This window comes from Pseudomonas sp. TCU-HL1 (assembly GCF_001708505.1).
Classification (GTDB): domain Bacteria; phylum Pseudomonadota; class Gammaproteobacteria; order Pseudomonadales; family Pseudomonadaceae; genus Metapseudomonas.
This window is the reverse complement of sequence record NZ_CP015992.1, coordinates 561696-584035: the sequence shown is the minus strand read 5'-3', so window position 1 is coordinate 584035 and position 22340 is coordinate 561696. Positions and strand designations below refer to the sequence as shown.

21 protein-coding genes are annotated in these 22340 nt (G+C 63.5%); 15 read left to right on the top strand and 6 right to left on the bottom strand.

The window, feature by feature from the left end; translation table 11 throughout:
• Positions 1-3: 3 nt before the first annotated feature.
• Genes THL1_RS02635 through THL1_RS02625 form a run of 3 tightly spaced genes read right to left on the bottom strand, consistent with a single transcriptional unit; the run spans position 4 to position 2466 of the window.
• Positions 4-771 carry a TerB family tellurite resistance protein gene (locus THL1_RS02635; protein WP_069081832.1) on the bottom strand — a complete coding sequence of 256 codons (768 nt, stop codon included), beginning with the start codon at positions 769-771 and terminating at the stop codon, positions 4-6.
• A gap of 1 nt (position 772) precedes the next feature.
• Positions 773-1444, bottom strand: coding sequence for an N-acetylmuramate alpha-1-phosphate uridylyltransferase MurU (gene murU / locus THL1_RS02630; protein WP_069081831.1), 672 nt, complete (start codon positions 1442-1444; stop codon positions 773-775).
• Entirely contained in the window at positions 1441-2466 is a 1026-nt protein-coding gene (locus THL1_RS02625; protein WP_069081830.1) for an aminoglycoside phosphotransferase family protein, read from the bottom strand. The genes murU and THL1_RS02625 overlap by 4 nt, the downstream gene beginning before the upstream one ends.
• A gap of 126 nt (positions 2467-2592) precedes the next feature.
• Between THL1_RS02625 and THL1_RS02620 the strand changes: the two genes are divergently transcribed.
• From THL1_RS02620 to THL1_RS02565, 12 genes are all read left to right on the top strand, one after another.
• Positions 2593-5355: an LPS-assembly protein LptD gene (locus THL1_RS02620; protein ID WP_069081829.1), complete on the top strand. Its 2763-nt coding sequence runs from the start codon at positions 2593-2595 to the stop codon at positions 5353-5355.
• A complete protein-coding gene (locus THL1_RS02615) occupies positions 5336-6628 on the top strand; it encodes a peptidylprolyl isomerase (RefSeq protein WP_145928247.1) in 1293 nt (430 codons plus the stop codon). Before THL1_RS02620 ends, THL1_RS02615 begins: the two co-directional genes overlap by 20 nt.
• 73 nt (positions 6629-6701) lie before the next feature.
• Positions 6702-7700: a 4-hydroxythreonine-4-phosphate dehydrogenase PdxA gene (pdxA, locus tag THL1_RS02610; protein WP_069081827.1), complete on the top strand. Its 999-nt coding sequence runs from the start codon at positions 6702-6704 to the stop codon at positions 7698-7700.
• Positions 7701-7821: 121 nt separating this feature from the next.
• Positions 7822-8628, top strand: coding sequence for a 16S rRNA (adenine(1518)-N(6)/adenine(1519)-N(6))-dimethyltransferase RsmA (gene rsmA / locus THL1_RS02605; protein ID WP_069081826.1), 807 nt, complete (start codon positions 7822-7824; stop codon positions 8626-8628).
• A 30-nt stretch (positions 8629-8658) separates the two neighbouring features.
• A complete protein-coding gene (gene apaG / locus THL1_RS02600) occupies positions 8659-9039 on the top strand; it encodes a Co2+/Mg2+ efflux protein ApaG (protein WP_069081825.1) in 381 nt (126 codons plus the stop codon).
• A 10-nt stretch (positions 9040-9049) separates the two neighbouring features.
• Positions 9050-9877: a symmetrical bis(5'-nucleosyl)-tetraphosphatase gene (locus THL1_RS02595; RefSeq protein WP_069081824.1), complete on the top strand. Its 828-nt coding sequence runs from the start codon at positions 9050-9052 to the stop codon at positions 9875-9877.
• Positions 9870-10199 carry a thiosulfate sulfurtransferase GlpE gene (gene glpE, locus THL1_RS02590; RefSeq protein WP_069081823.1) on the top strand — a complete coding sequence of 110 codons (330 nt, stop codon included), beginning with the start codon at positions 9870-9872 and terminating at the stop codon, positions 10197-10199. The genes THL1_RS02595 and glpE overlap by 8 nt, the downstream gene beginning before the upstream one ends.
• 286 nt (positions 10200-10485) lie before the next feature.
• On the top strand, positions 10486-12408 hold the full coding sequence (locus tag THL1_RS02585) for a PrkA family serine protein kinase (protein WP_069081822.1): 1923 nt from the start codon (positions 10486-10488) through the stop codon (positions 12406-12408).
• Between the two features lie 98 nt (positions 12409-12506).
• Positions 12507-13778, top strand: coding sequence for a YeaH/YhbH family protein (locus THL1_RS02580; RefSeq protein ID WP_069081821.1), 1272 nt, complete (start codon positions 12507-12509; stop codon positions 13776-13778).
• A gap of 12 nt (positions 13779-13790) precedes the next feature.
• Positions 13791-15356 (top strand): SpoVR family protein, encoded by a 1566-nt coding sequence (locus THL1_RS02575; RefSeq protein ID WP_069081820.1) that lies wholly within the window; start codon positions 13791-13793, stop codon positions 15354-15356.
• 65 nt (positions 15357-15421) lie between these two features.
• Positions 15422-15931, top strand: a complete 510-nt coding sequence (locus tag THL1_RS02570) for a DUF4136 domain-containing protein (RefSeq protein WP_069081819.1) — start codon at positions 15422-15424, stop codon at positions 15929-15931.
• A 31-nt stretch (positions 15932-15962) separates the two neighbouring features.
• Positions 15963-17195, top strand: coding sequence for a multifunctional CCA addition/repair protein (locus THL1_RS02565; protein WP_069081818.1), 1233 nt, complete (start codon positions 15963-15965; stop codon positions 17193-17195).
• Here THL1_RS02565 and folK read toward each other — a convergent pair.
• Positions 17168-17710, bottom strand: coding sequence for a 2-amino-4-hydroxy-6-hydroxymethyldihydropteridine diphosphokinase (gene folK, locus THL1_RS02560; protein ID WP_069081817.1), 543 nt, complete (start codon positions 17708-17710; stop codon positions 17168-17170). The genes THL1_RS02565 and folK overlap by 28 nt on opposite strands.
• Positions 17701-18054: a dihydroneopterin aldolase gene (folB, locus tag THL1_RS02555; protein WP_069081816.1), complete on the bottom strand. Its 354-nt coding sequence runs from the start codon at positions 18052-18054 to the stop codon at positions 17701-17703. The genes folK and folB overlap by 10 nt, the downstream gene beginning before the upstream one ends.
• Positions 18055-18105: 51 nt before the next feature.
• On the opposite strand from folB, the gene plsY reads away from it, so the two are divergent.
• Positions 18106-18675: a glycerol-3-phosphate 1-O-acyltransferase PlsY gene (gene plsY / locus THL1_RS02550; protein ID WP_069081815.1), complete on the top strand. Its 570-nt coding sequence runs from the start codon at positions 18106-18108 to the stop codon at positions 18673-18675.
• Between the two features lie 31 nt (positions 18676-18706).
• Here the strand turns inward: plsY and tsaD are convergent, their stop codons facing one another.
• Entirely contained in the window at positions 18707-19732 is a 1026-nt protein-coding gene (tsaD, locus tag THL1_RS02545; protein WP_069081814.1) for a tRNA (adenosine(37)-N6)-threonylcarbamoyltransferase complex transferase subunit TsaD, read from the bottom strand.
• Positions 19733-19938: 206 nt separating this feature from the next.
• Between tsaD and rpsU the strand changes: the two genes are divergently transcribed.
• Together rpsU and dnaG are read left to right on the top strand one after the other, a co-directional pair.
• The gene (gene rpsU / locus THL1_RS02540; protein WP_010795989.1) at positions 19939-20154 is read left to right on the top strand and encodes a 30S ribosomal protein S21; all 216 of its coding nucleotides are present in this window, start codon (positions 19939-19941) and stop codon (positions 20152-20154) included.
• Positions 20155-20343: 189 nt separating this feature from the next.
• Entirely contained in the window at positions 20344-22329 is a 1986-nt protein-coding gene (dnaG, locus tag THL1_RS02535; RefSeq protein ID WP_069081813.1) for a DNA primase, read from the top strand.
• The last annotated feature ends 11 nt before the right edge of the window (positions 22330-22340 follow it).

The following is a 22340-nucleotide window of genomic DNA, read 5'->3' as shown; positions in this document are numbered from 1 at the left end:
GAATCAGCGGAAGCCGTGGCGCTCGCGAATCAGGCTATAGGCACTGTGTAGCTCGCGGGTACGGTCGGTGGCAGCGCGGACCACGGCGGGGCTGGCGCCTGAACCGGCGAGCTTGTCGGGGTGGCTCTGACTGAGCAGCCGGCGGTAGGCGCGCTTGATCACAGCTGGTTCGCATTCGGCAGTCACCCCCAGCAGGAGCAAGGCCTCCTTGTAGCTGTTGCTTCGTTTGGGCGGCAGCCCATGTGGCGTGTCGTAGCCGGCGCCGAGGGCCTCTACCTGGGCAGCGGAAAAGCCCAGCGAATGCCCCCACTGCAGGATGAGCTCACGCTCATGCCGCCCGATACGGCCATCGGCCGCAGCCATCTGCCAGCAACTGCGCAACAGGCGCTCCACGGTCGGGCGCTCATGCTTCAGCGTTCGCAGGGAGGAATGCAGGTCGTCCCCACCGGCCTTGCCGCGGTTGAAGGCGCCGATGGCGCGGCGGGTGCCGGCCTCATCCAGCCCCTGCCGCTTCATTTCAGCACGTGCCTGTTGAATGTGCGCCTCCTGCACTCGCCCGTCGCTCTTGGCCAGGCGCCCCAGGAGGATGAACAGCAGGTCCTGCAGGTCGATGGCTGGATCACCCCGCAATCGCGCGCGCAGTGCGCTCCAGGAGTCCAGCCTCAGGCGCCGGTCGAGCACTTGCCCGAGCAGGCCACCGAGCAAGGCGCCCGGAATATTCGCCAGGGTGAATCCGGCAACAGCACCTATCAGCGTGGCAGGCCAGACCAACTCAAGCCTCCGCCGTCAGCAGGCGCTCGACGTCCGCGAGGCGCTCGTGAGTGCCGACGTCCACCCAACGTCCAGCGTGATGCTCGCCGCTGACCTCACCGGCCGCCATGGCCTGGCGCAGCAGCGGCGCCAGCTTGAAGGCACCCGCCTGGCACCCCTCGAACAGACGCGGGTGAAGCACGGCGATGCCGCTGTAGGTCAGGCTGGGTCCGCCATCCACTGCGTCGCGTACACGGCCCTCGGCCAGGCGGAAATCACCGCGCGGGTGGTGATCGGGATTGTCCACCAGCACCAGATGCGCCAGGCCATCCAGCGGGCGACGCAGGCGAGTGAAGTCGAAGTCGGTCCAGACGTCACCGTTGACCACGAGGAACGGTTCGTCCCCCAGCAGGGGCAGGGCCTGGAAGATGCCTCCACCGGTTTCAAGGGGCTCACCTTCCGCGGAATAGCGAATGGACAAGCCGAAACGCGCACCATCACCCAGATGATCCTCGATCTGCTGGCCAAGCCAGGCGTGGTTGATCACCAGTTCACGAAAGCCCGCTTGCGCCAGGGCCCGGAGGTGAAACTCGATCAGCGGAGTGCCGGCAGCGCGAACCAGTGGCTTGGGCGTGTGCAGGGTCAGGGGGCGCATGCGCTCCCCCTTGCCGGCAGCCAGAATCATGGCCTTCATGGGCGGACGGCCTCGTCCTGGGGCAGGCTGCTCAGCAGCTCGCCCAGCTCAGCCAGTTCGGGACGACGTTCGATCACTGCCTTTATATAGGCAAAGAAACGCGGCACATCGCCCAGGTACTTGGGTTTGCCATCGCGATGGCAGATCCGCGCGAAGATGCCGATCACCTTGAGATGGCGCTGAACCCCCATCAGGTCGCTTGCCCGATGGAACTCGGCGAACGCCGGCTGAACCGGGATGCCGGCTTCCAGTGCCAGGCTCCAGTAGCGCTGCAGCCAGCCGGCAACCCGCCCCTCCGGCCAACTGAGGAAGGCGTCCTTGAACAGACAGGTAACGTCATAAGTTACCGGGCCGTAGACCGCGTCCTGGAAATCCAGCACGCCGGGGTTGGGGGTGCTGAGCATCAGGTTGCGCGGCATGTAGTCGCGGTGTACCAGCACTTGCGGCTGGGCCAGTGCGCTGCCGATCAGCAGATCGGAGATCCGTTGCCAGGCCGCGAGGCGCTCGCCGTCCAGTTCGATGCCGAGATGGCGTTGCAGGTACCACTCGGGGAACAGTTGCAGCTCACGGCGCAGCAGGGCGTCGTCGTAGCTGGGCATGGGTACGTCGAGGCTGCGTTTCTGGAAAGCCAGCAGCGCACGCAAGGCATCGTCGAACAGCGCGTCGGCGTTATCGGGATTGATGACCTCCAGGTAGGTCTGGCGGCCCAGGTCATCGAGGATCAGGAAGCCCTGCTCCACGTCGGCGGCGAGAATACGCGGAACATGGACACCCGCTTCAGCCAGCATTCCGGCCACTTTGACAAAGGGGCGGCAATCCTCGCGGGGCGGGGGCGCGTCCATCAGGATCAGCGTGCGACCTTCGGTCTCCCAACGAAAATATCGGCGAAAGCTCGCATCGCTGCTGGCCGGAACCAGTTGGGCGGCTGGCACGGGGCCCCAGCCTTCGGCAGCGAACAGGGTGGGCAACTGCTGGTCCAGCCATTGGCTCAGCTGCTGAAGGCGAAGGTCTTCGTGGTGCATCGGGTGGTCTCCGGCGGCGCTAGCCGTTGTGCGGGTCATGCTTTATTATCCAGCATCTTTTTCAGCCCATCGAGAGGCGTGCGGCCCCAGCGGGCCGAAGGCGCGCAGGAAGCCCGGACTAACAAGATGGCAGTAAGATCTCCCGCGTTTCGTAGAAAGTTCCCCCTGCTGGTGACCGGCAGCCTGCTGGCACTGCAGCCAGTAGCCACTCCATTCGTCGTCGCCGCAGAGCAGTTCGACTGCCAGGCTTCCGCCACTGGCGGCTGGGCGTGCGCGCCCAAGGCCAGCACCGAGAACCTGCCACCGCGCCCGGTACACAGCGACAGCGCCGTGAGCTCGACCATCGGAGCTGCGCCCCAAACCGCCGAAGGCGGCAAGGCCACTCTGGTGACCGAAGCCGAAGGCAAGGGCCTGACCTCCCGCAGTGCCGACTACAGCCACCTCGACTGGGTACCGCGCGACAAGCTCACGCCATCTCAGCTGGCGGAAGCCGGTCCCTATTGTGCCGGTGCCTATGTCGAACCCCCGCGCCCCGGCATGGATGACAGCACACCGCTGGAAGATGCGCCCACCTATATTTCCGCCAAGGCCTCGCGCTACGAGCAGGAGAAGCAGATCGCCACCCTCGCCGGTGATGTGGTCCTGCGCCAGGGCAGCATGCAGGTGGAAGCCGACGAGGCCAACCTGCACCAGGCGGAGAACCGCGGCGAGCTGCTCGGCAACGTCAAGTTGCGCGACAAGGGCGCCCTGGTGGTCGGCGATCGCGCCGAGCTGCAACTGGACAACGGCGAAGCCAAAGTCGACAACGCCGAGTATGTCCTGCACCAGTCCCACACCCGTGGTAGCGCGCTGTACGCCAAGCGCCAGGAAGACGCGGTCATCCGTCTCAAGGACGGGACCTATACCCGTTGCGAGCCGGGCGACAACGCCTGGCACCTGAAGGGCAACAACATCAAGCTGAACCCGGCCACTGGCTTCGGCACTGCGACCAACGTCACCCTGCGGGTCAAGGACATTCCGGTGTTCTATACCCCGTACATCTATTTCCCGATCGACGACCGTCGCCAATCCGGCTTCCTGCCACCGACCATCGGCAGCAGCAGCGACACCGGTTTCCTGCTGGTCACGCCTTACTACTTCAACCTGGCACCGAACTACGACGCCACACTGTATCCACGCTACATGTCCAAGCGCGGCATGATGGTGGAAGGCGAGTTCCGCTACCTGACACGCAGCAGCGAAGGTCAACTGGGCGCCGCCTACCTCGACGACCAGGAAGACGAGCGCAAGCTCATGTCCGAGTACGAGCAGAAGCGCTGGCTGTACAACTGGAAACACACCGGCGGCCTGGATTCCCGTCTGCTGGCCGAAGTCGACTACACCGACATCAGCGACCCGTACTACTTCGACGACCTGGACACCGACCTGAGTGTGGACACCCCCACTTACGTCAACCAGCGAGGTACTCTGACCTACCGCGGCGAGGGCTACGTTGCGAGGTTGAACGCCCATGCCTATGAGCTGGCGACCATCTCCGACATCACCCCCTATGATCGCTTGCCGCAGATCACCTTCGATGGTGCCCTGCCCTTCCAGCCCGGCGGCCTGAACTTCGCCTACAGCACCGAGTTCGTACGTTTCGACCGTAATCTGCGTGAAGGCGTGTTCTCCGATATCGATGGCGTGACCTCGCCCTGGAACGACAACAACCTCCAGGGTCTGGCCCGCGCCAATGGCGACCGTACTCACCTGGAGCCGAGCGTCAGCCTGCCGATGAACTGGACCTGGGGCTTCGTCAAACCTCAAGTCAAATACGCCTACACCCAGTACGACCTGGATCTGGACCAGCAAGGCAAGAACACCCTGCTGGCGGAACAGACCTTCCACGGCAGCCAGGATCGCCAGGTGCCGATCTACAGCGTGGACAGCGGCCTGTACTTCGACCGCAACACGCAGTTCTTCGGCAAGAATTACACCCAGACCCTGGAACCGCGCCTGTACTACCTCTACGTACCGGAAGAAGACCAGACCGACATCCCGCTGTTCGACACGGGCGAGTCCACGTTCAATTACTCGTCGCTGTGGCGTGACAACCGCTTCGCCGGCCGCGACCGCATTGGCGACGCCAACCAGATTTCGCTGGGCGCGACCAATCGCTGGATCGAGTCCAACGGCTTCGAGCGCCAGCGCTTCAGCATCGGCCAGGCTTTCTACTTCCAGGACCGCAAAGTGCAGCTGCCGGGCATCGACTACCGCACCCGCGCCGATGCCCAGGCTTCTGTTTCGCCCTACGCGCTGGAGTACCTGTACCGTTTCAACCGCGATTGGCGTATCACCTCCGACTTCAACTGGGACCCGGATTCCCATCGCACCCGCTCCGGCAGCGCGATGTTCCACTACCAGCCCGAAGACAACCCGAACAAGGTGGTCAATGCCGGCTATCGCTACCGCAACGACACCATCCGCTTCGACCAGTCCACCGGCACCTGGAACGTGGGCGGCGGTGACTTCGGCACCCCGGGTACTCCGGGCTTCATCAAGGACTACTACAAGATCAGCCAGCACGACTTCTCCGTCATCTGGCCTGTGGTCCCGCAGTGGAGCGCCATTGCTCGCTGGCAGTACGACTACAACCGCGACCGCACCCTGGAAGCCTTCGGTGGCTTCGAATACGACAACTGCTGCTGGAAGCTGCGCCTGATCAACCGCTACTGGGTTGACTACGACGAGTTCGACCAGACGCCGGACGCGACCAACGAAAGCGGCGACCGCGGGATCTTCCTGCAAATCGTCCTCAAGGGTCTCGGCGGCATCGTGGGCAACAAGGCCGAAGGCTTCCTGGAAAAAGGCATTCAAGGTTACCGTGAACGTGAAGACCAAGCTCTCTGATCGCCTGCGCCCGCTGCTGTTGGGCGCCCTGTTCCTCGGCGGCCTCGCGCACGCCGAGGTTCGCTCCATCGACCGCGTGGTCGCCATTGTCGATAACGATGTGATCATGCAGAGCCAGCTGGACCAGCGCCTGCATGAAGTGCAGCAGACCATCGCAAAGCGTGGCGCCTCGCTGCCGCCCGAGCACGTACTCAGCCAGCAAGTGCTGGAACGCCTGATCATCGAGAACATCCAGCTGCAGATCGGCGATCGCTCCGGCATCCGCATCGCCGACGAAGAGCTGAACCAGGCCATCGAAGCCATTGCCCAGCGCAACGGCATGACCGTCGACCAGTTCCGCGGCGCCCTTTCCCGGGACGGCCTGTCTTACGACGACGCCCGCGACCAGGTACGTCGCGAGATGGTCATCAGCCGTGTGCGTCAGCGCCGCGTGGCCGAGCGCATCCAGGTTACCGATCAGGAAGTGCAGAACTTCCTCGCCTCCGACATGGGCAAGATCCAGCTGTCCGAGGAGTTCCGCCTGGCCAACATCCTGATCCCGGTACCGGAAGGCTCCTCGCCCAGCACCATCCAGGCAGCCGAACGCCAAGCCCAGGAGCTGTACCAGCAGCTTCAGCAAGGCGCCGACTTCGCCCAACTGGCCATCTCCCGCTCGGCCGGCGAGACCGCCCTGGAAGGCGGCGAGATTGGCTGGCGCAAGGCCGCCCAGCTACCCCCGCCCTTCGACGGCATGATCGGCGCACTGCAGCCTGGTCAAGTGACCGAGCCGGTTCGCACTCCGGGCGGCTTCATCATCCTGAAGCTGCTGGACAAGCGCGGCGGCGACACCCTGGTGCGAGACGAAGTGCACGTCCGTCACATCCTGCTCAAGCCCAGCGAAATCCGCAGCGAGGCCGACACCAAGCGCCTGGCAGAGCGCCTCTACGAGCGCATCCAGTCGGGTGAAGATTTCGGCGAACTGGCGAAGAGCTTCTCCGAAGACCCGGGCTCGGCGCTCAACGGTGGCGACCTGAACTGGATCGACCCAAACGCGCTGGTACCGGAGTTCCGCGAAGTCATGGCCCAGACTCCGTCCGGCAAGCTGTCCCAGCCCTTCAAGAGCCCGTACGGGTGGCATGTGCTGGAAGTGCTCGGTCGCCGCGCTACCGACAGCAGCGAGAAGTTCCGCGAGCAGCAGGCGGTGAACATCCTGCGCAATCGCAAGTACGACGAAGAGTTGCAGGCCTGGTTGCGCCAGATCCGCGACGAGGCCTACGTCGAAACCAAGCTGTAAGTAACTGGGTCCGGCCCAGCGCGCTGGCGGTACAATCACCGCCAACGCGCTGGACACCACGCAAGGACCCGGAATGAATCCTCTCCGCTTCGCCCTCACCCCTGGTGAACCCGCCGGCATCGGCCCCGACCTTTGCCTGCTGCTCTCCCGTTCCGCACAGCCCCACGCCCTGATCGCCATCGCCAGCCGCAGCCTGCTCAAAGAGCGCGCCACTGAACTGGGCCTGTCCATCCAACTGATCGAAGTCGACCCATCCGCCCTTCCGGAGGGTCCGGCGCCCGCCGGTAGCCTGTTCGTCTGGGATACGCCATTGCGGGCGCCTGCCAAGCCCGGCCAACTGGCCCCGGACAACGCCGACTACGTGCTGGAAACCCTGACCCGCGCCGGCCAGGGCTGCCTCGACGGGCTCTTCGCCGGGATGATCACAGCCCCGGTACACAAGGGCGTCATCAATGATGCAGGCATCGCCTTCTCCGGCCACACCGAGTTCCTTGCCGATCTGACCACCACTCGCCAAGTGGTGATGATGCTGGCAACCCGCGGCCTGCGTGTGGCGCTGGTGACCACCCACCTGCCGCTGAAGGACGTCGCCGCCGCGATCACGCCCGATCGCCTGCAACGGGTCAGCCGCATCCTGCATGCCGACCTGGTGAACAAGTTCGGCATCGCTCGTCCGCGCATCCTCGTCTGCGGCCTCAACCCTCATGCGGGGGAAGGCGGCCACCTGGGCCGGGAAGAACTGGAAATCATCGAGCCCACCCTGGAAGGTCTGCGCAAAGAGGGCCTGGACCTGGTCGGCCCGCTGCCGGCCGACACCCTGTTCACCCCCAAGCATCTGGAGCATTGCGACGCGGTACTCGCCATGTACCACGACCAGGGCCTGCCTGTGCTCAAGTACAAGGGATTCGGCGCAGCAGTGAACGTGACCCTGGGCCTGCCGATCATCCGCACTTCGGTTGACCATGGCACCGCCCTGGACCTGGCCGGCACGGGCCGTATCGACTGCGGCAGCCTGGAAGTCGCCCTGGAAACCGCTTACCAGATGGCCACTGCCCAGCAGCGCAACACGTAAACGAGCGAACAGCGGCGCTTTCGCGGCAACGCCACAGGCGGCGCGCTCTGGCGCCTGATAGACTACGCGGCTCAGTTTCCACGCCAGGCCCCGTGCCTGGCCACAAGGCCTGGAGCCTTCGATGTCCGAACATTATCAACACCGCGCGCGCAAGCGCTTCGGCCAGAACTTCCTGCACGATGCGGGCGTTATCCACCGCATCCTGCGCAGCATTCACGCCCGCCCCGGCGAGCGCCTGCTGGAGATCGGCCCGGGCCAGGGCGCCCTGACCGAAGGCCTGCTGAGCAGCGGTGCCCAGCTCGATGTGGTCGAACTGGACCTGGACCTGATCCCCATCCTGCAGCACAAGTTCGGCCAGTTGCCGAACTTCCGCATCAACCAGGGTGACGCGCTCAAGTTCGACTTCCGCCAGCTAGGCGCCGAACCGCGAAGCCTGAGGGTGGTGGGCAATCTGCCGTACAACATTTCGACCCCACTGATCTTCCACCTGCTGGATCACGCCGACCTGATCCGCGACATGCACTTCATGCTCCAGAAGGAAGTGGTGGAGCGCCTGGCCGCCGAGCCTGGCGGTGGTGACTGGGGAAGGCTGTCGATCATGGTCCAGTACCACTGCCGCGTGGAGCACCTGTTCAACGTCGGCCCGGGCGCCTTCAATCCACCGCCCAAGGTGGATTCGGCCATCGTCCGGCTGGTGCCTCACGAGGTATTGCCGCACCCGGCCAAGGACGCTGCGCTGCTGGAGCGGGTAGTGCGCGAAGCCTTCAACCAGCGACGCAAGACCTTGCGCAACACGCTCAAGGGCCTGCTGGACGCCGCGTCCATCGAGGCCGCAGGCGTCGACGGCGGCCTTCGCCCGGAACAGCTCGACCTTGCCGCCTTCGTCCGCCTGGCCGATCAACTGGCCGCCTTCGCCCCCAAGCCCTAGACTCATTCCCAGCTATTCGAGAGCCATCGCGTGACCGATTCTCGCTATCAGGTCGACGTCAGCGTCGCCACCCGCTTCCTCCCGGAACAATCCCAGCCGGACGAGAACCGCTTTGCCTTCGCCTATACCGTGACCATCCAGAACAATGGCGAGTTGCCTGCCAAACTGCTCACTCGCCACTGGGTGATCACCGATGGCGATGGCCATGTTCAGGAAGTCCGCGGTGCCGGCGTCGTCGGTCAGCAGCCCCTGATCGCGCCAGGCGCCAGTCACACGTACACCAGCGGCACCGTCATGGCCACGCAAGTGGGTAGCATGCAAGGCAGCTACCAGATGGTCGCCGATGACGGCAAGCGCTTCGACGCCATCATCGCGCCCTTCCGTCTTGCCGTTCCCGGCTCGCTGCATTGAGGGCACCGGAATGACGGCTTATGCGGTCGGCGACCTCCAGGGCTGCCTCGATCAGCTGAAGTGCCTCCTGGAGCAGGTCCACTTCGATCCAGCGAACGACGAACTGTGGCTGGTGGGGGATCTGGTCAACCGTGGCCCCAAGTCCCTGGAGACGCTGCGCTTCCTCTATTCCATCCGTGATTCGGTGGTATGCGTACTCGGCAACCACGACCTGCATCTGCTGGCTGCTGCCAACAACATCGAACGCCTGCGCAAGGCCGACACCCTGCGCGAAATCATCGAGGCGCCGGATAGCGCGGAGCTGCTCGACTGGCTGCGCCGGCAGAAGCTGCTGCATTACGACGAGCAACGGGATGTCGCCCTGGTCCACGCGGGCATTCCGCCTCAGTGGACGCTGCGCAAGGCCCTCAAGCGCGCGGCCGAAGTGGAAGAAGCGCTGCAGGACGACGCTCGCCTTCCACTCTTCCTCGACGGTATGTATGGGAACGAGCCGGCCAAGTGGGACAAGGACCTGCACGGCGCAACCCGGCTCCGGGTCATCACCAACTACCTCACCCGCATGCGCTTCTGCCGCGCCGACGGCACCCTGGACCTCAAGTCCAAGGAGGGCCTTGAAACCGCCCCGCCCGGTTATGCACCCTGGTTCAGCTTTCCCGAACGCAAGACCCGTGGCCAGAAGATCATCTTCGGCCACTGGGCAGCCCTGGAAGGCAAGTGCAACGAACCCGGCCTTTACGCCCTTGACACCGGCTGTGTCTGGGGCGGCTCCATGACCCTATTGAACATCGACAGCGGCGAACGCATCAGTTGCAGCTGCGAGGAGAACCGCCATGAGTGAATTCCAACGCATCGCCCCCGAACAGGCCCAGACCCTGCGCGAACAGGGCGCCGTTGTGGTCGACATCCGTGACCCGCAAAGCTTTGCGCTTGGCCATATCAGCGGCTCGCATCACCTGGACAACCACTCCCTGGCCGACTTCATCACCAAGGCCGACTTCGACAAGCCGCTGATCGTCGCCTGCTACCACGGCAACTCCAGCCAGAGCGCTGCCGCCTATCTCGCGCATCAGGGCTTCTCCGAGGTCTACAGCCTCGACGGCGGTTTCGAGCTCTGGCGCAGCGTCTATCCCGAGGATGTCGCCCAGGGCAACGTCGAATAAAAATTTTTCCGCGGGGCGCAACCCCGCGTCACCACTGGCTTAGCACCAACTCCCCGACGGACGGTAATCCCTTGTTATCGTTCCGCCCTGCTTGACCTTGCCGATTACGAACTACTCTTAGCTCAGGCCATCCAAAAAAGGGGAGAGCCGGTACACCGGTTCCGGGCCATCGGCAGCGACCATTAGGTGTTTTGGGGGATTTTCATCGGCCGACCTTCTTCGGCTGACTGCCCGCACCCGCACAACCGACCCCGCGCCGGCTTTCTGATTCCAGCGAGGTGACGTCATGAGCATTTTCAGCCACTTCCAACAGCGCTTCGAAGCGACTCGCCAGGAGGAATATTCCCTTCAGGAATACCTGGACCTGTGCAAACAGGACCGCAGTGCCTACGCCACCGCCGCCGAACGTATGCTCATGGCCATCGGTGACCCGGAACTGCTCGATACCTCGCTTGACCCGAGGCTGTCGCGGATTTTCTCGAACAAGGTGATCCGCCGCTATCCGGCCTTTGCCGACTTCCATGGCATGGAAGAGTGCATCGACCAGATCGTTTCCTACTACCGCCACGCCGCCCAAGGCCTGGAAGAGAAGAAACAGATCCTTTACCTCCTCGGTCCGGTCGGTGGTGGCAAATCCTCCCTGGCGGAGAAACTGAAGCAGCTCATGGAGCGCGTCCCGTTCTACGCCATCAAAGGATCGCCAGTGTTCGAGTCACCGCTGGGGCTATTCAACGCAGATGAAGACGGCGCCATCCTCGAAGAGGAATACGGCATCCCGCGCCGCTATTTGCGTACAGTGATCTCACCCTGGGCCACCAAACGCCTCAACGAGTTCGGTGGCGACATCAGCAAGTTCCGCGTGGTCAAACTCTACCCCTCGATCCTCAACCAGGTCGCCATCGCCAAGACTGAACCCGGTGACGAGAACAACCAGGACATTTCCGCCCTCGTGGGCAAGGTGGATATCCGCAAGCTGGAAGAATTCCCGCAGAACGATGCCGACGCTTACAGCTATTCGGGCGCGCTGTGCCGGTCCAACCAGGGCCTGATGGAATTCGTCGAGATGTTCAAGGCACCAATAAAGGTGCTGCACCCGTTGCTGACCGCCACCCAGGAAGGCAACTACAACAGCACCGAGGGCCTGGGCGGGCTGCCCTTCAGCGGTATCATCCTGGCCCACTCCAACGAATCGGAATGGCACAGCTTCCGTAACAACAAGAACAACGAAGCCTTTATCGACCGTATCTACATCGTCAAGGTGCCCTACTGCCTTCGCGTGGTCGACGAGATCAAGATCTACGACAAGCTGCTCGTTAGCAGCTCCCTGGCCCACGCCCACTGCGCACCCGACACCCTGCGCATGCTGGGGCAATTCTCGGTACTGTCGCGCTTGAAGGAGCCGGAGAACTCCAACATCTATTCGAAGATGCGCGTCTACGACGGCGAGAACCTGAAGGACACCGACCCCAAGGCGAAGTCGATCCAGGAATACCGCGATGCAGCGGGCGTGGACGAAGGCATGAACGGCCTGTCGACCCGCTTCGCCTTCAAGATTCTCTCCAAGGTGTTCAACTTCGACCCGCACGAAGTCGCCGCCAACCCGGTGCATCTGCTTTATGTACTGGAGCAACAGATCGAGCAGGAACAGTTCCCGGCCGAAATGCGTGAGCGCTACCTGCGCTTCATCAAGGAATACCTGGCGCCGCGCTACATCGAGTTCATCGGCAAGGAAATCCAGACCGCCTACCTCGAGTCCTACAGCGAGTACGGCCAGAACATCTTCGACCGCTACGTGCTGTACGCGGACTTCTGGATCCAGGACCAGGAATACCGCGACCCGGAAACCGGCGAGATTCTCAACCGCGTGGCCCTGAACGAGGAACTGGAGAAGATCGAGAAACCGGCCGGCATCAGCAACCCGAAGGATTTCCGCAACGAGATCGTCAACTTCGTGCTGCGCGCCCGGGCCAACAACAACGGCAAGAACCCCAGTTGGCTCAGCTACGAGAAGCTGCGCGTGGTCATCGAGAAGAAAATGTTCTCCAACACCGAGGATCTTCTGCCGGTCATCAGCTTCAACGCCAAAGGCAGCAAGGAGGAGCAACAGAAGCACAACGACTTCGTCAAGCGCATGGTCGAGCGCGGCTATACGGAGAAACAGGTACGCCTGCTGTCCGAATGGTACCTGCGGGTACGCAAGTCGCAGTAAAACAGTCTCAAGCTGCAAGCCAGGGACACGCCAGCCGGAGGCGCCGTATCGTACGGCGTCCTCCGTGCCTTGCAGCCTGAAGCTCCCCGGAGGGGCCTATGAGCTACGTCATCGACAGGCGTTTGAACGGCAAGAACAAGAGCACAGTGAACCGCCAACGGTTCCTGCGCCGCTACCGCGAGCACATCAAGAAGGCCGTGGAGGAGGCTATCAGCCGCCGTTCCATCACCGACATGGAGCATGGCGAACAGATCAGCATTCCCGGCCGCGATATCGACGAGCCCGTCCTGCACCACGGCCGTGGTGGCCGGCAGACTATCGTCCACCCCGGCAACAAGGAATTCACCACCGGTGACCGCATTCCACGGCCCCAGGGCGGCGGCGGCCGCGGCGGTGGCGGCAAGGCCAGCAACCAGGGCGAAGGGATGGACGACTTCGTCTTCCAGATCACCCAGGAGGAGTTCCTCGACTTCATGTTCGAGGACCTCGAACTGCCCAACCTGGTCAAACGCCACCTTACCGGCGCCGACACCTTCAAGACGGTGCGCGCGGGCATCAGCAACGAAGGCAACCCCTCGCGCATCAATATCGTCCGCACCCTGCGCTCGGCCCATGCCCGGCGTATCGCCCTGTCCGGGACCAGCCGCGGCAAGCTGAAGGAAGCGAAAGCCGAACTGGAGCGCCTGAAACGCGAGGAACCGGATAACTTCGGTGATATCCAGGAACTTGAGACAGAAATCGCGAAGCTTCGCGCCAGGATCGAGCGCGTTCCCTATCTCGACACCTTCGACCTCAAATACAACCTGCTGGTCAAACAGCCCAACCCGTCGTCCAAGGCGGTGATGTTCTGCCTGATGGACGTCTCCGGCTCCATGACCCAGGCCACCAAGGACATCGCCAAGCGCTTCTTCATCCTCCTGTACCTCTTCCTCAAGCGGAATTACGACAAGATCGAGGTCGTGTTCATCCGCCACCACACCAGCGCCCGCGAGGTGGACGAGGAGGAGTTCTTCTATTCCCGGGAAACCGGCGGCACCATCGTCTCCAGCGCGCTAAAGCTCATGCAGGAGATCATGGCCGAGCGCTACCCGATCAATGAATGGAACATCTACGCCGCCCAGGCCTCGGATGGCGACAACTGGAACGACGATTCACCCATCTGCCGGGATATCCTGATCAAGCAGATCATGCCGTTCGTGCAGTACTACACCTACGTCGAGATCACCCCGCGCGAGCACCAGGCGCTGTGGTACGAGTACGAGCAGGTCTGCGAGACGTTCGGCGATACCTTCGCCCAACAACAGATCGTTTCGACGGCGGATATCTACCCGGTGTTCCGCGAGCTCTTCCAGCGCCGGCTCGTGACCTGAGGGAGGCGTGACATGACTGCCAGCAAGAAGGAACGCAAGCCCATTTCCACGGGGTCCGAGTGGACCTTTGACCTGATCCGCACCTACGACCGCGAGATCAGCCGCATCGCCGAGCGCTATGCGCTGGACACCTACCCGAACCAGATCGAGGTGATCAGCGCCGAGCAGATGATGGACGCCTACGCCTCGGTCGGCATGCCAATTGGCTACCACCACTGGTCCTATGGCAAGCACTTCCTGGCCACCGAGAAAGGCTATTCGCGCGGCCAGATGGGGCTGGCCTACGAGATCGTCATCAACTCCGACCCTTGCATCGCCTACCTCATGGAGGAGAACACCATCACCATGCAGGCGCTGGTGATCGCGCACGCCTGCTATGGCCACAACAGCTTCTTCAAGGGCAACTACCTGTTCCGCACCTGGACCGACGCCAGCTCGATCATCGACTACCTGGTGTTTGCCAAGCAGTACATCATGCAGTGCGAGGAGCGCCACGGTATCGACGCGGTAGAAGACCTGCTGGACTCCTGCCACGCCCTGATGAACTACGGCGTCGACCGCTACAAGCGCCCCTACCCCATCTCGGCCGAAGAAGAACGACGTCGCCAGAAAGAGCGCGAGGAACACCTGCAGAAGCAGATCAACGACCTCTGGCGCACCATTCCCAAAGGCGCCGGCAAGGGTGGCGACAAGGACAACCAGCGCTTCCCGGCCGAGCCGCAGGAAAACATCCTCTACTTCATCGAGAAACACGCGCCGCTGCTCGAGCCCTGGCAACGGGAAGTGGTGCGCATCGTGCGCAAGATCGCCCAGTACTTCTATCCGCAGCGCCAGACCCAGGTGATGAACGAAGGCTGGGCCACCTTCTGGCACTACACCCTGATGAACGACCTGTACGACGAGGGCCTGGTCACCGACGGCTTCATGATGGAGTTCCTGCAGTCGCACACCAGCGTCGTCTACCAGCCACCCTTCGACAGCCCCTACTACAGCGGCATCAACCCCTATGCCCTGGGCTTCGCCATGTACAGGGACATTCGCCGCATCTGCGAGGACCCAACCGAGGAGGACAGGCACTGGTTCCCGGACATCGCCGGCAGCGACTGGCTATCCACCCTCAAGTTCGCCATGAGCAGCTTCAAGGACGAAAGCTTCATCCTGCAGTTCCTCTCGCCCAAGGTGATCCGCGACCTCAAGCTGTTCAGCGTCCTCGACGATGACCAGAAGGACGAACTGCTGGTCCCGGCGATCCATGACGAGCAGGGTTACCGCCTGATCCGAGAAACCCTGGCAGCCCAGTACAACCTAGGCAACCGCGAGCCCAACGTGCAGATCTGGAGCGTAGACCGCCGCGGCGATCGCTCACTGACCCTGCGCCACCAGCAGCACGACCGCAAACCCCTTGGGGACTCCACCGACGAAGTGCTCAAGCACCTGCACCGACTCTGGGGCTTCGACATCCATCTCGAGACCCGCCACGGCGAACAGATCACCGGGAGCCACCATGTCCCCCCAAAGGGGGAACGCACTGAGGACGGGGAATACCCTCGCCTGGACCTGATCATTCCGCCCATTTGATCGGTTGACCGCGTGCCCGGCCGAGACCGAGCATGCGGCTAATCCTCTATGGGAGCCGCCCTCAGATGCGCCTGTTCCTCGTCCTGCTGCTGTGCCTGGTCCTGGCAACCTGCTCCACAACAGTTCCGCAGGTTCATGTCCTGCAGCCGGCAACAGCCGGACTGGAGGGCCGGACACGCTACGAAATGGTGCCGCCGGACCTCGCTATCGAGGGTGAGCTGCCGCACCGCGAGCGCTACGCCGAGCTCGGCCCGCTGATCAGCCAGGGCCTTCAGCAGCGCGGCTACCGCGCCAACAGTGATGCCCAGCTGCGGGTTTACTACTGGCTGGCAGTGACCGACCAGCCGCTGGTGTTCAAGGCGGACCAGGCACCGCCCAGCCCACTCGGCCCCTACCAGGCCATTCACCTTCTGCGTGATGAAACCGGCACCTTGCGCCTGCGTATTACCGACCCCGCCGGCGAAGTGCTCTGGGAGGGCCTGGCCAGCACCGGCCTCAGCCCGTCCCGGGACAGCGCCGAACTCTTGCAAAACACGGTGCGAGCCCTGGTCGAGCAGGTCCCCGCAGCCCGCTAGGCTGCTATCCTCCGCAGCCACGGAGGCAAGCATGCAGATATACAAAGTCGGTGGCGCGGTACGCGACCGCCTGTTGAATCGCCCAATAACCGAGAACGACTGGGTCGTGGTGGGCGCCACCGCCGAAGAGATGCTGGAGCAGGGTTTCCGCCCAGTCGGGGCGGACTTCCCGGTATTCTTGCACCCCCAAAGCGGCGAGGAATACGCCCTCGCCCGCACTGAGCGCAAGAGCGGTCGTGGCTATGGCGGCTTCACCTTCTACGCCAGCCCGGACGTGAGCCTGGAACAGGACCTCATCCGCCGCGACCTCACCGTCAATGCCATGGCCGAGGACGGCCAGGGCAACCTCTTCGACCCCTATGGCGGCCAACGCGACCTGGAAGACCGGGTATTGCGCCATGTCTCCCCTGCCTTTGCGGAAGACCCGCTGCGCGTGCTCCGCGTGGCGCGCTTCGCCGCCCGCTATGCACCGCTGGGCTTCCAGGTCGCCGAAGAAACCCTCGCGCTGATGCGACAGATCGCCGAATCCGGCGAGCTGGACGCCCTGACCCCGGAACGCAGCTGGAAGGAAGTCTCCCGCGCCCTGATGGAGCCGCGCCCGGATGTATTCATCCAGGTACTGCGTGACTGCGGCGCCCTTGCCGCCTGGTTACCCGAAGTGGATCGCCTGTTCGGCGTTCCGCAGCCGGCGAAGCATCACCCCGAGGTGGACTCCGGCGTCCATGTACTGGCCGTCCTGCGCCAATGCGCCAAACACGGGCAGCCGCTGACCGTGCGCTGGGCCAGCCTGCTGCATGACTTGGGAAAAGGCCTGACGCCTGAAGAGGAGTGGCCGCAGCACATCGCCCACGAAAAGCGCGGCCTGAAACTGATCAACGCCGTCAACGAACGCTGCAAGGCGCCCCGCGATTGCCAGGAACTGGCCCTGCTGGTGGGCGAATATCACACCCACGCTCACCGTGCCCTGGAGCTACGCGCGTCTACCCTGCTGGAGTTGCTGCAAAGCTTCGATGTCTACCGCCGTCCGCAGCGCTTCGAAGAGTTCGTCGCCGCCAGTGAGATGGATGCCCGAGGTCGCACCGGCCTTGAGCAGCGCGACTACCCCCAGGCGGCGTACCTGCTGGGCGCCGCCGCGGTCGCCCGCGCGGTGTCGGTACAGCCACTGCTGGAAAAGGGGCTCACGGGCGCTGAACTGGGCGAGGCGCTCAAGGGCGAGCGCCTCAAGGCATTGAAGGTCTACAAGGAAAGCGGCGGGAAAGCCTGACGCAGCTCTGGCGGTGTCAGTTCGACGCCGCGCCAGCTAAAGGAGGCCGGCCACAGCGCCTGCTGGATGGCGGCCTTCTCCCAGAGTTCGGCAAAGGTGCTGCCCTCCGCCGGATGTCGCAGGCCGGGCGCAAGGAGCGACAGGGGCCAGAGCACGAAGGCGTTCTTCAGCACCTCGGGACGCGGCAGGACCAGGCCATCGAAGTTACCTACCCGATCACCGTAGAGCAGCACGTCGATATCCAGCGGAAGGCCCTTGCGGCCTGGCGCATAGCGACCGTTATCCGCCTCGATCTCCTTCAACCGGCGGTCGAGCTCGTGCAACGGCAGGTCGGTGCGGGCAGAAACCACGAAGTTGAAGAAATTCCCACTCTTGATGCCCACAGGGAAGCTCTCGAACACCGGCGAGCACGTGATGTCGTGGAGGAATCCCGCCAGGGCTTCGAGCCCGGCGGTCAGGTTGCGCTCTCGCTCGATGTTGCTGCCGAGACCGAGATAGATAGGCGTCAGCGGCATCCGCGCTCGATCTCCACGCCAACACTGCTGGCCGCGGGAACGGCGCCGGGCTTGTGCAGCTTCAGGCGAACCCAGGGAATGTTGAACTCCTCCATCAGCACGGCAACGAGCCGTTCGGCGAAGGTCTCCACCAACAGGAACTGTGCCTCGGCGGCGAACGCCTGGATGCGCAGGGACACGGCCGCGTAGTCGAGCGCCTTCTCAAGGTCATCTCCTGCTGCTGCAGGGCGGTTGTCCCAGCCCAGCTGCAGGTCCAGGCGCAGACACTGGCGAATGCTGCGCTCCCAGTCATAGGCACCGATTACGGTGTCGACCTCCAGACCTTCGATGAAAACCGTGTCCACGTCAGTGCTGCCCCGCTAGAATCGGGACTTCCTCGCCCCGGAATGGATACCATGTTTTGGCTGCTGGCGACTCTCGCCTACCTGCTCGGATCGTTGTCCTTCGCCATTCTGCTCAGCCGACTGTTCGGCACGGGTGATCCACGTGCCCAGGGCTCCGGCAACCCTGGCGCCACCAACATGCTGCGGGTGGCGGGAAAGAAACTGGCAATCCTGACCCTGCTCGGCGACATGCTGAAGGGTCTGGTACCGGTTTTGGTCGCCCACCTCTGCGGCTTCGACATCCAGCAACAGGCCTGGATCGGCCTCGCCGCGGTGCTTGGCCACCTCTATCCCCTGTACTTCCGCTTCCGTGGCGGCAAGGGCGTCGCGACCGCCGCCGGCATGCTACTGGGGCTTTATCCCCCTGCCGCGCTGCTGGCCATCGGCGCCTGGCTACTGACGTTTTACCTGACCCGCACCAGTTCCCTGGCCGCCCTCATTGCCACGCCGCTGACCCTGCCATTGCTGGCCTGGCAACAACCCGGCGCACTGCTGCCGATGACGGTGCTGACGGCGCTCATCGTCTGGCGCCATCGCGGCAATCTACGCGACCTTTTCGCTGGACGCGAACGGCATTTCTGAACAGCCTGAATGAAAACGGCTCGTTGATCCGTCAGACGGCGGGCAACTGCTCCATCGGCCAACGGGCCTGCACGGAAATCGCCGGTCCATCCTGCTGCCCAGCCAGCAAACGCTGGCAACCGGCGTAGGCAATCATTGCGCCGTTGTCAGTGCAGAAGCGCGGCCGGGCATAAAACACATCGCCCTTGAATTCACCCAGCATCTTGCCCAGCGACTTGCGCAGCGACTGGTTGGCACTGACGCCGCCGGCGATCACCAGGCGCTTCAGACCGGTCTGTTTGAGCGCACGTCGGCACTTGATAGTGAGAGTCTCCACCACCGCCTGTTCGAAGGCCAGAGCGATGTCGCAACGGGTTTGATCGCCGTCGTCCCCAGCATTGCGGCACTGCTGCCAGGTATTGAGGGCGAACGTCTTGAGCCCGCTGAAGCTGAAATCAAGCCCCGGGCGATCGGTCATCGGACGCGGGAAGGTGAAGCGCCCTGGGGTACCGCTTTGCGCCAGGCGAGCGATCTCGGGACCGCCTGGGTAACCGAGGCCGATCAGCTTGGCGGTCTTGTCGAAGGCCTCACCCGCGGCGTCATCCACCGACTCGCCAAGCAGCGCGTACTGGCCAATGCCATCGACTCGCACCAACTGGGTGTGGCCGCCGGACACCAACAGGGCGACGAACGGAAACTGCGGCGGCTGCTCCTCCAGCATGGGCGCCAGCAGGTGGCCTTCCATGTGGTGCACGCCGAGCGCCGGCACCCCCCAGGCGAACGCCAGGGCCTGAGCACAGGACGCACCGACCAGCAACGCGCCAACCAGGCCGGGACCGGCCGTGTAGGCTATGCCATCAATGTCCTCGGGCTTGCGATCGGCCTCCTCCAGCACCTCACGCAGCAGCGGCAACAGGCGCTTGACGTGATCGCGGGAGGCCAACTCGGGCACAACGCCGCCGTAGACCCGATGCAGGTCGATCTGACTGAACAGCGCGTCAGCCAGCAGGCCACGTTCGCTGTCGTAAAGGGCGACGCCGGTTTCGTCGCAAGAGGTTTCCAACCCCAGCACTAGCATGGGTACGCGCCTTCTGGCCTGGCAAAAGAAGAAGGCGCGAATCATAATCGCCGCCCCCTGTGCCGACCAGCGGTTTTCGACTGAAGGCTTTGCATTACGGGCCTTGAGGCGTTAATATCCGCAGCCCTTGAAATCCGACGCGCCGCCGAGCCTACTTTTTGCCGGAATGCGTCGACCATTCGGTAATTGATGAAGGTACGACCTGGATGCCAGCCGTCAAAGTTAAAGAGAACGAACCCTTCGACGTAGCCCTGCGTCGTTTCAAGCGCTCCTGCGAGAAAGCCGGCGTACTGGCCGAAGTTCGCAGCCGTGAGTTCTACGAGAAGCCCACTTCCGAGCGCAAGCGCAAAGCCGCCGCCGCGGTCAAGCGTCACGCTAAGAAAGTGCAGCGCGAGCAGCGCCGCCGCGAGCGCCTGTACTGAGTTAACGGGCTCCGCCGCACGCTCAAGCATCGCCCAGCTCCGGCCGGGCGAGTGCATGACGGGCACACAAGAAACTCCGCTTCGCTTTTGCGAATGGCGGAGTTTTTTGCTTTCCAGCTTCAAGCTCTCGCCTGTCGCCACCGACCTGGCGCGAGTATGCTTTGAACCCTCCCGCGCCCCGAGCACCCTATGGCTGGCCTGATCCCCCAAGGCTTCATCGACGACCTGCTGAACCGCACCGACATTGTCGAAGTGGTCGGCGCGCGCGTGCAGCTGAAAAAGGCCGGCAAGAACTACACCGCGCGATGCCCGTTCCATAACGAGAAAACGCCCTCGTTCAGCGTCAGCCCGGACAAGCAGTTCTATTACTGCTTCGGCTGTGGCGCTGGCGGCAACGCCCTTGGCTTCGTCATGGACCACGACCACCTGGACTTCCCCCAGGCGGTCGAGGAGTTGGCCAAACGGGCCGGCATGGATGTCCCGCGCGAGGAAGGCGGACGCGGCAACCGACCGCGCCAGCCCACTGATTCCCCGCTTTACCCGCTGCTTACCGCCGCCTCGGACTACTACCGCCATGCGCTCAAACAGCACCCGACCCGCAAGGCGGCGATCGAGTACCTGAAAGGCCGGGGACTGACCGGCGAGATCGCCCGCGACTTCGCACTAGGCTTCGCCCCGCCCGGCTGGGACAACCTGCTCAAGCACATGGCCGGCGACAGCCTGCAGCAAAAGCACATGATCGATGCCGGCCTGCTGATCGAGAACGCCGAGACCGGCAAGCGCTACGACCGCTTCCGCGACCGCGTGATGTTCCCCATCCGCGACAGCCGTGGCCGCATCATCGCCTTCGGCGGCCGCGTCCTTGGCGACGACAAGCCCAAGTACCTGAACTCCCCGGAAACCCCGGTGTTCCACAAGGGCCAGGAACTCTACGGGCTGTTCGAGGCGCGCAAACACAACCGCAACCTCGACGAAATCATGGTCGTCGAGGGCTACATGGACGTCATCGCGCTGGCCCAACAAGGGCTGCGCAACGCCGTTGCCACCCTAGGCACCGCGACGAGTGAAGAGCACATCCGCCGCCTGTTCCGCCTGGTGCCGAACATTCTCTTCTGCTTCGACGGCGACCAGGCCGGACGCAAAGCCGCCTGGCGCGCCCTGGAGGCGACCCTGCCGGACCTGGAAGACGGCCGTCGTGCGCGCTTCCTGTTCCTGCCCGAAGGCGAAGACCCGGACAGCCTTGTACGCAAAGAAGGCACCGACGCCTTCCGTGCGCGCATCACCCAACATGCCCAGCCGCTGGCCGATTACTTCTTCCAGCAACTGACCCAGGAAGCCGACCCCACCTCCCTGGAAGGCAAGGCGCACCTGGCGACGCTGGCGGCACCGTTGATCGAACGCATCCCCGGCGCCAACCTGAAGGTTCTGATGCGCCAGCGCCTGGCCGAGATCACCGGCCTCAACGGCGATGCCCTCGGCCACTTCGCCCGCAGCGCACCGACCAACAGCGAGAGCCGCGGGCACTCGGACGATGCCTACTACGAATCCTTCTCCGGCTACGACGACCAGCAGCACGAGCCGGAACACTCGCACTACTTCGAACCATCCGCAGCGCCCCAGGGCAATTGGCAGAAGGAGGAGCGTCGCAAGGAAGGCTGGAAAAAGGACGACTGGAAGAAGGACGGCAAGAAGTGGAGCAAGGGCCGCGAAGACTTCAAGCGCCCGCCGCGTACCGAAGTGAAGGTGGAATCGCCCACCCTGACCGCACTGCGCACGCTGCTCCACCATCCTTCTCTGGCACAAAAGGTGGAAGATGCCAGCCATTTCGCAGCGGAAGATGACACCTACGCCCAACTCATGGTGTCACTGGTGGAAGCGGTTCAGAAGAACCCGAAACTGCGCTCCCTGCAGTTGATCGCCCGCTGGCACGGCACCGACCAGGGCCGCCTGCTACGGGCGTTGGCAGAAAAGGAATGGCTGATTTCCGACGACAACCTTGAACAACAGTTTTTCGACACTATAACTAGGTTGTCGGCTCGCCAGCGGGAACGCCGCCTGGAAAATCTGCTGCGAAAAGCGCGGCAAAGCGAACTGAGCGCAGAGGAAAAAGACCAGCTGCGCGATCTCCTCAGCCGCAACACGTCTCCCCTGACTCCGACCTCAACTGGCGCATAAGGCCCCGGATC

What these genes read in the sequence shown, in the direction of transcription:
- THL1_RS02625 (WP_069081830.1), bottom strand. Translation starts at nt 2,466, where the DNA reads ATGCACCACGAAGACCTTCGCCTTCAGCAGCTGAGCCAATGGCTGGAC.
- THL1_RS02565 (WP_069081818.1), top strand. Translation starts at nt 15,963, where the DNA reads ATGCAGATATACAAAGTCGGTGGCGCGGTACGCGACCGCCTGTTGAAT.
- tsaD (WP_069081814.1), bottom strand. Translation starts at nt 19,732, where the DNA reads ATGCTAGTGCTGGGGTTGGAAACCTCTTGCGACGAAACCGGCGTCGCC.
- murU (WP_069081831.1), bottom strand. Translation starts at nt 1,444, where the DNA reads ATGAAGGCCATGATTCTGGCTGCCGGCAAGGGGGAGCGCATGCGCCCC.
- pdxA (WP_069081827.1), top strand. Translation starts at nt 6,702, where the DNA reads ATGAATCCTCTCCGCTTCGCCCTCACCCCTGGTGAACCCGCCGGCATC.
- THL1_RS02575 (WP_069081820.1), top strand. Translation starts at nt 13,791, where the DNA reads ATGACTGCCAGCAAGAAGGAACGCAAGCCCATTTCCACGGGGTCCGAG.
- rpsU (WP_010795989.1), top strand. Translation starts at nt 19,939, where the DNA reads ATGCCAGCCGTCAAAGTTAAAGAGAACGAACCCTTCGACGTAGCCCTG.
- THL1_RS02585 (WP_069081822.1), top strand. Translation starts at nt 10,486, where the DNA reads ATGAGCATTTTCAGCCACTTCCAACAGCGCTTCGAAGCGACTCGCCAG.
- THL1_RS02570 (WP_069081819.1), top strand. Translation starts at nt 15,422, where the DNA reads ATGCGCCTGTTCCTCGTCCTGCTGCTGTGCCTGGTCCTGGCAACCTGC.
- rsmA (WP_069081826.1), top strand. Translation starts at nt 7,822, where the DNA reads ATGTCCGAACATTATCAACACCGCGCGCGCAAGCGCTTCGGCCAGAAC.
- THL1_RS02620 (WP_069081829.1), top strand. Translation starts at nt 2,593, where the DNA reads ATGGCAGTAAGATCTCCCGCGTTTCGTAGAAAGTTCCCCCTGCTGGTG.
- THL1_RS02595 (WP_069081824.1), top strand. Translation starts at nt 9,050, where the DNA reads ATGACGGCTTATGCGGTCGGCGACCTCCAGGGCTGCCTCGATCAGCTG.
- THL1_RS02580 (WP_069081821.1), top strand. Translation starts at nt 12,507, where the DNA reads ATGAGCTACGTCATCGACAGGCGTTTGAACGGCAAGAACAAGAGCACA.
- glpE (WP_069081823.1), top strand. Translation starts at nt 9,870, where the DNA reads ATGAGTGAATTCCAACGCATCGCCCCCGAACAGGCCCAGACCCTGCGC.
- folK (WP_069081817.1), bottom strand. Translation starts at nt 17,710, where the DNA reads ATGCCGCTGACGCCTATCTATCTCGGTCTCGGCAGCAACATCGAGCGA.
- plsY (WP_069081815.1), top strand. Translation starts at nt 18,106, where the DNA reads ATGTTTTGGCTGCTGGCGACTCTCGCCTACCTGCTCGGATCGTTGTCC.
- dnaG (WP_069081813.1), top strand. Translation starts at nt 20,344, where the DNA reads ATGGCTGGCCTGATCCCCCAAGGCTTCATCGACGACCTGCTGAACCGC.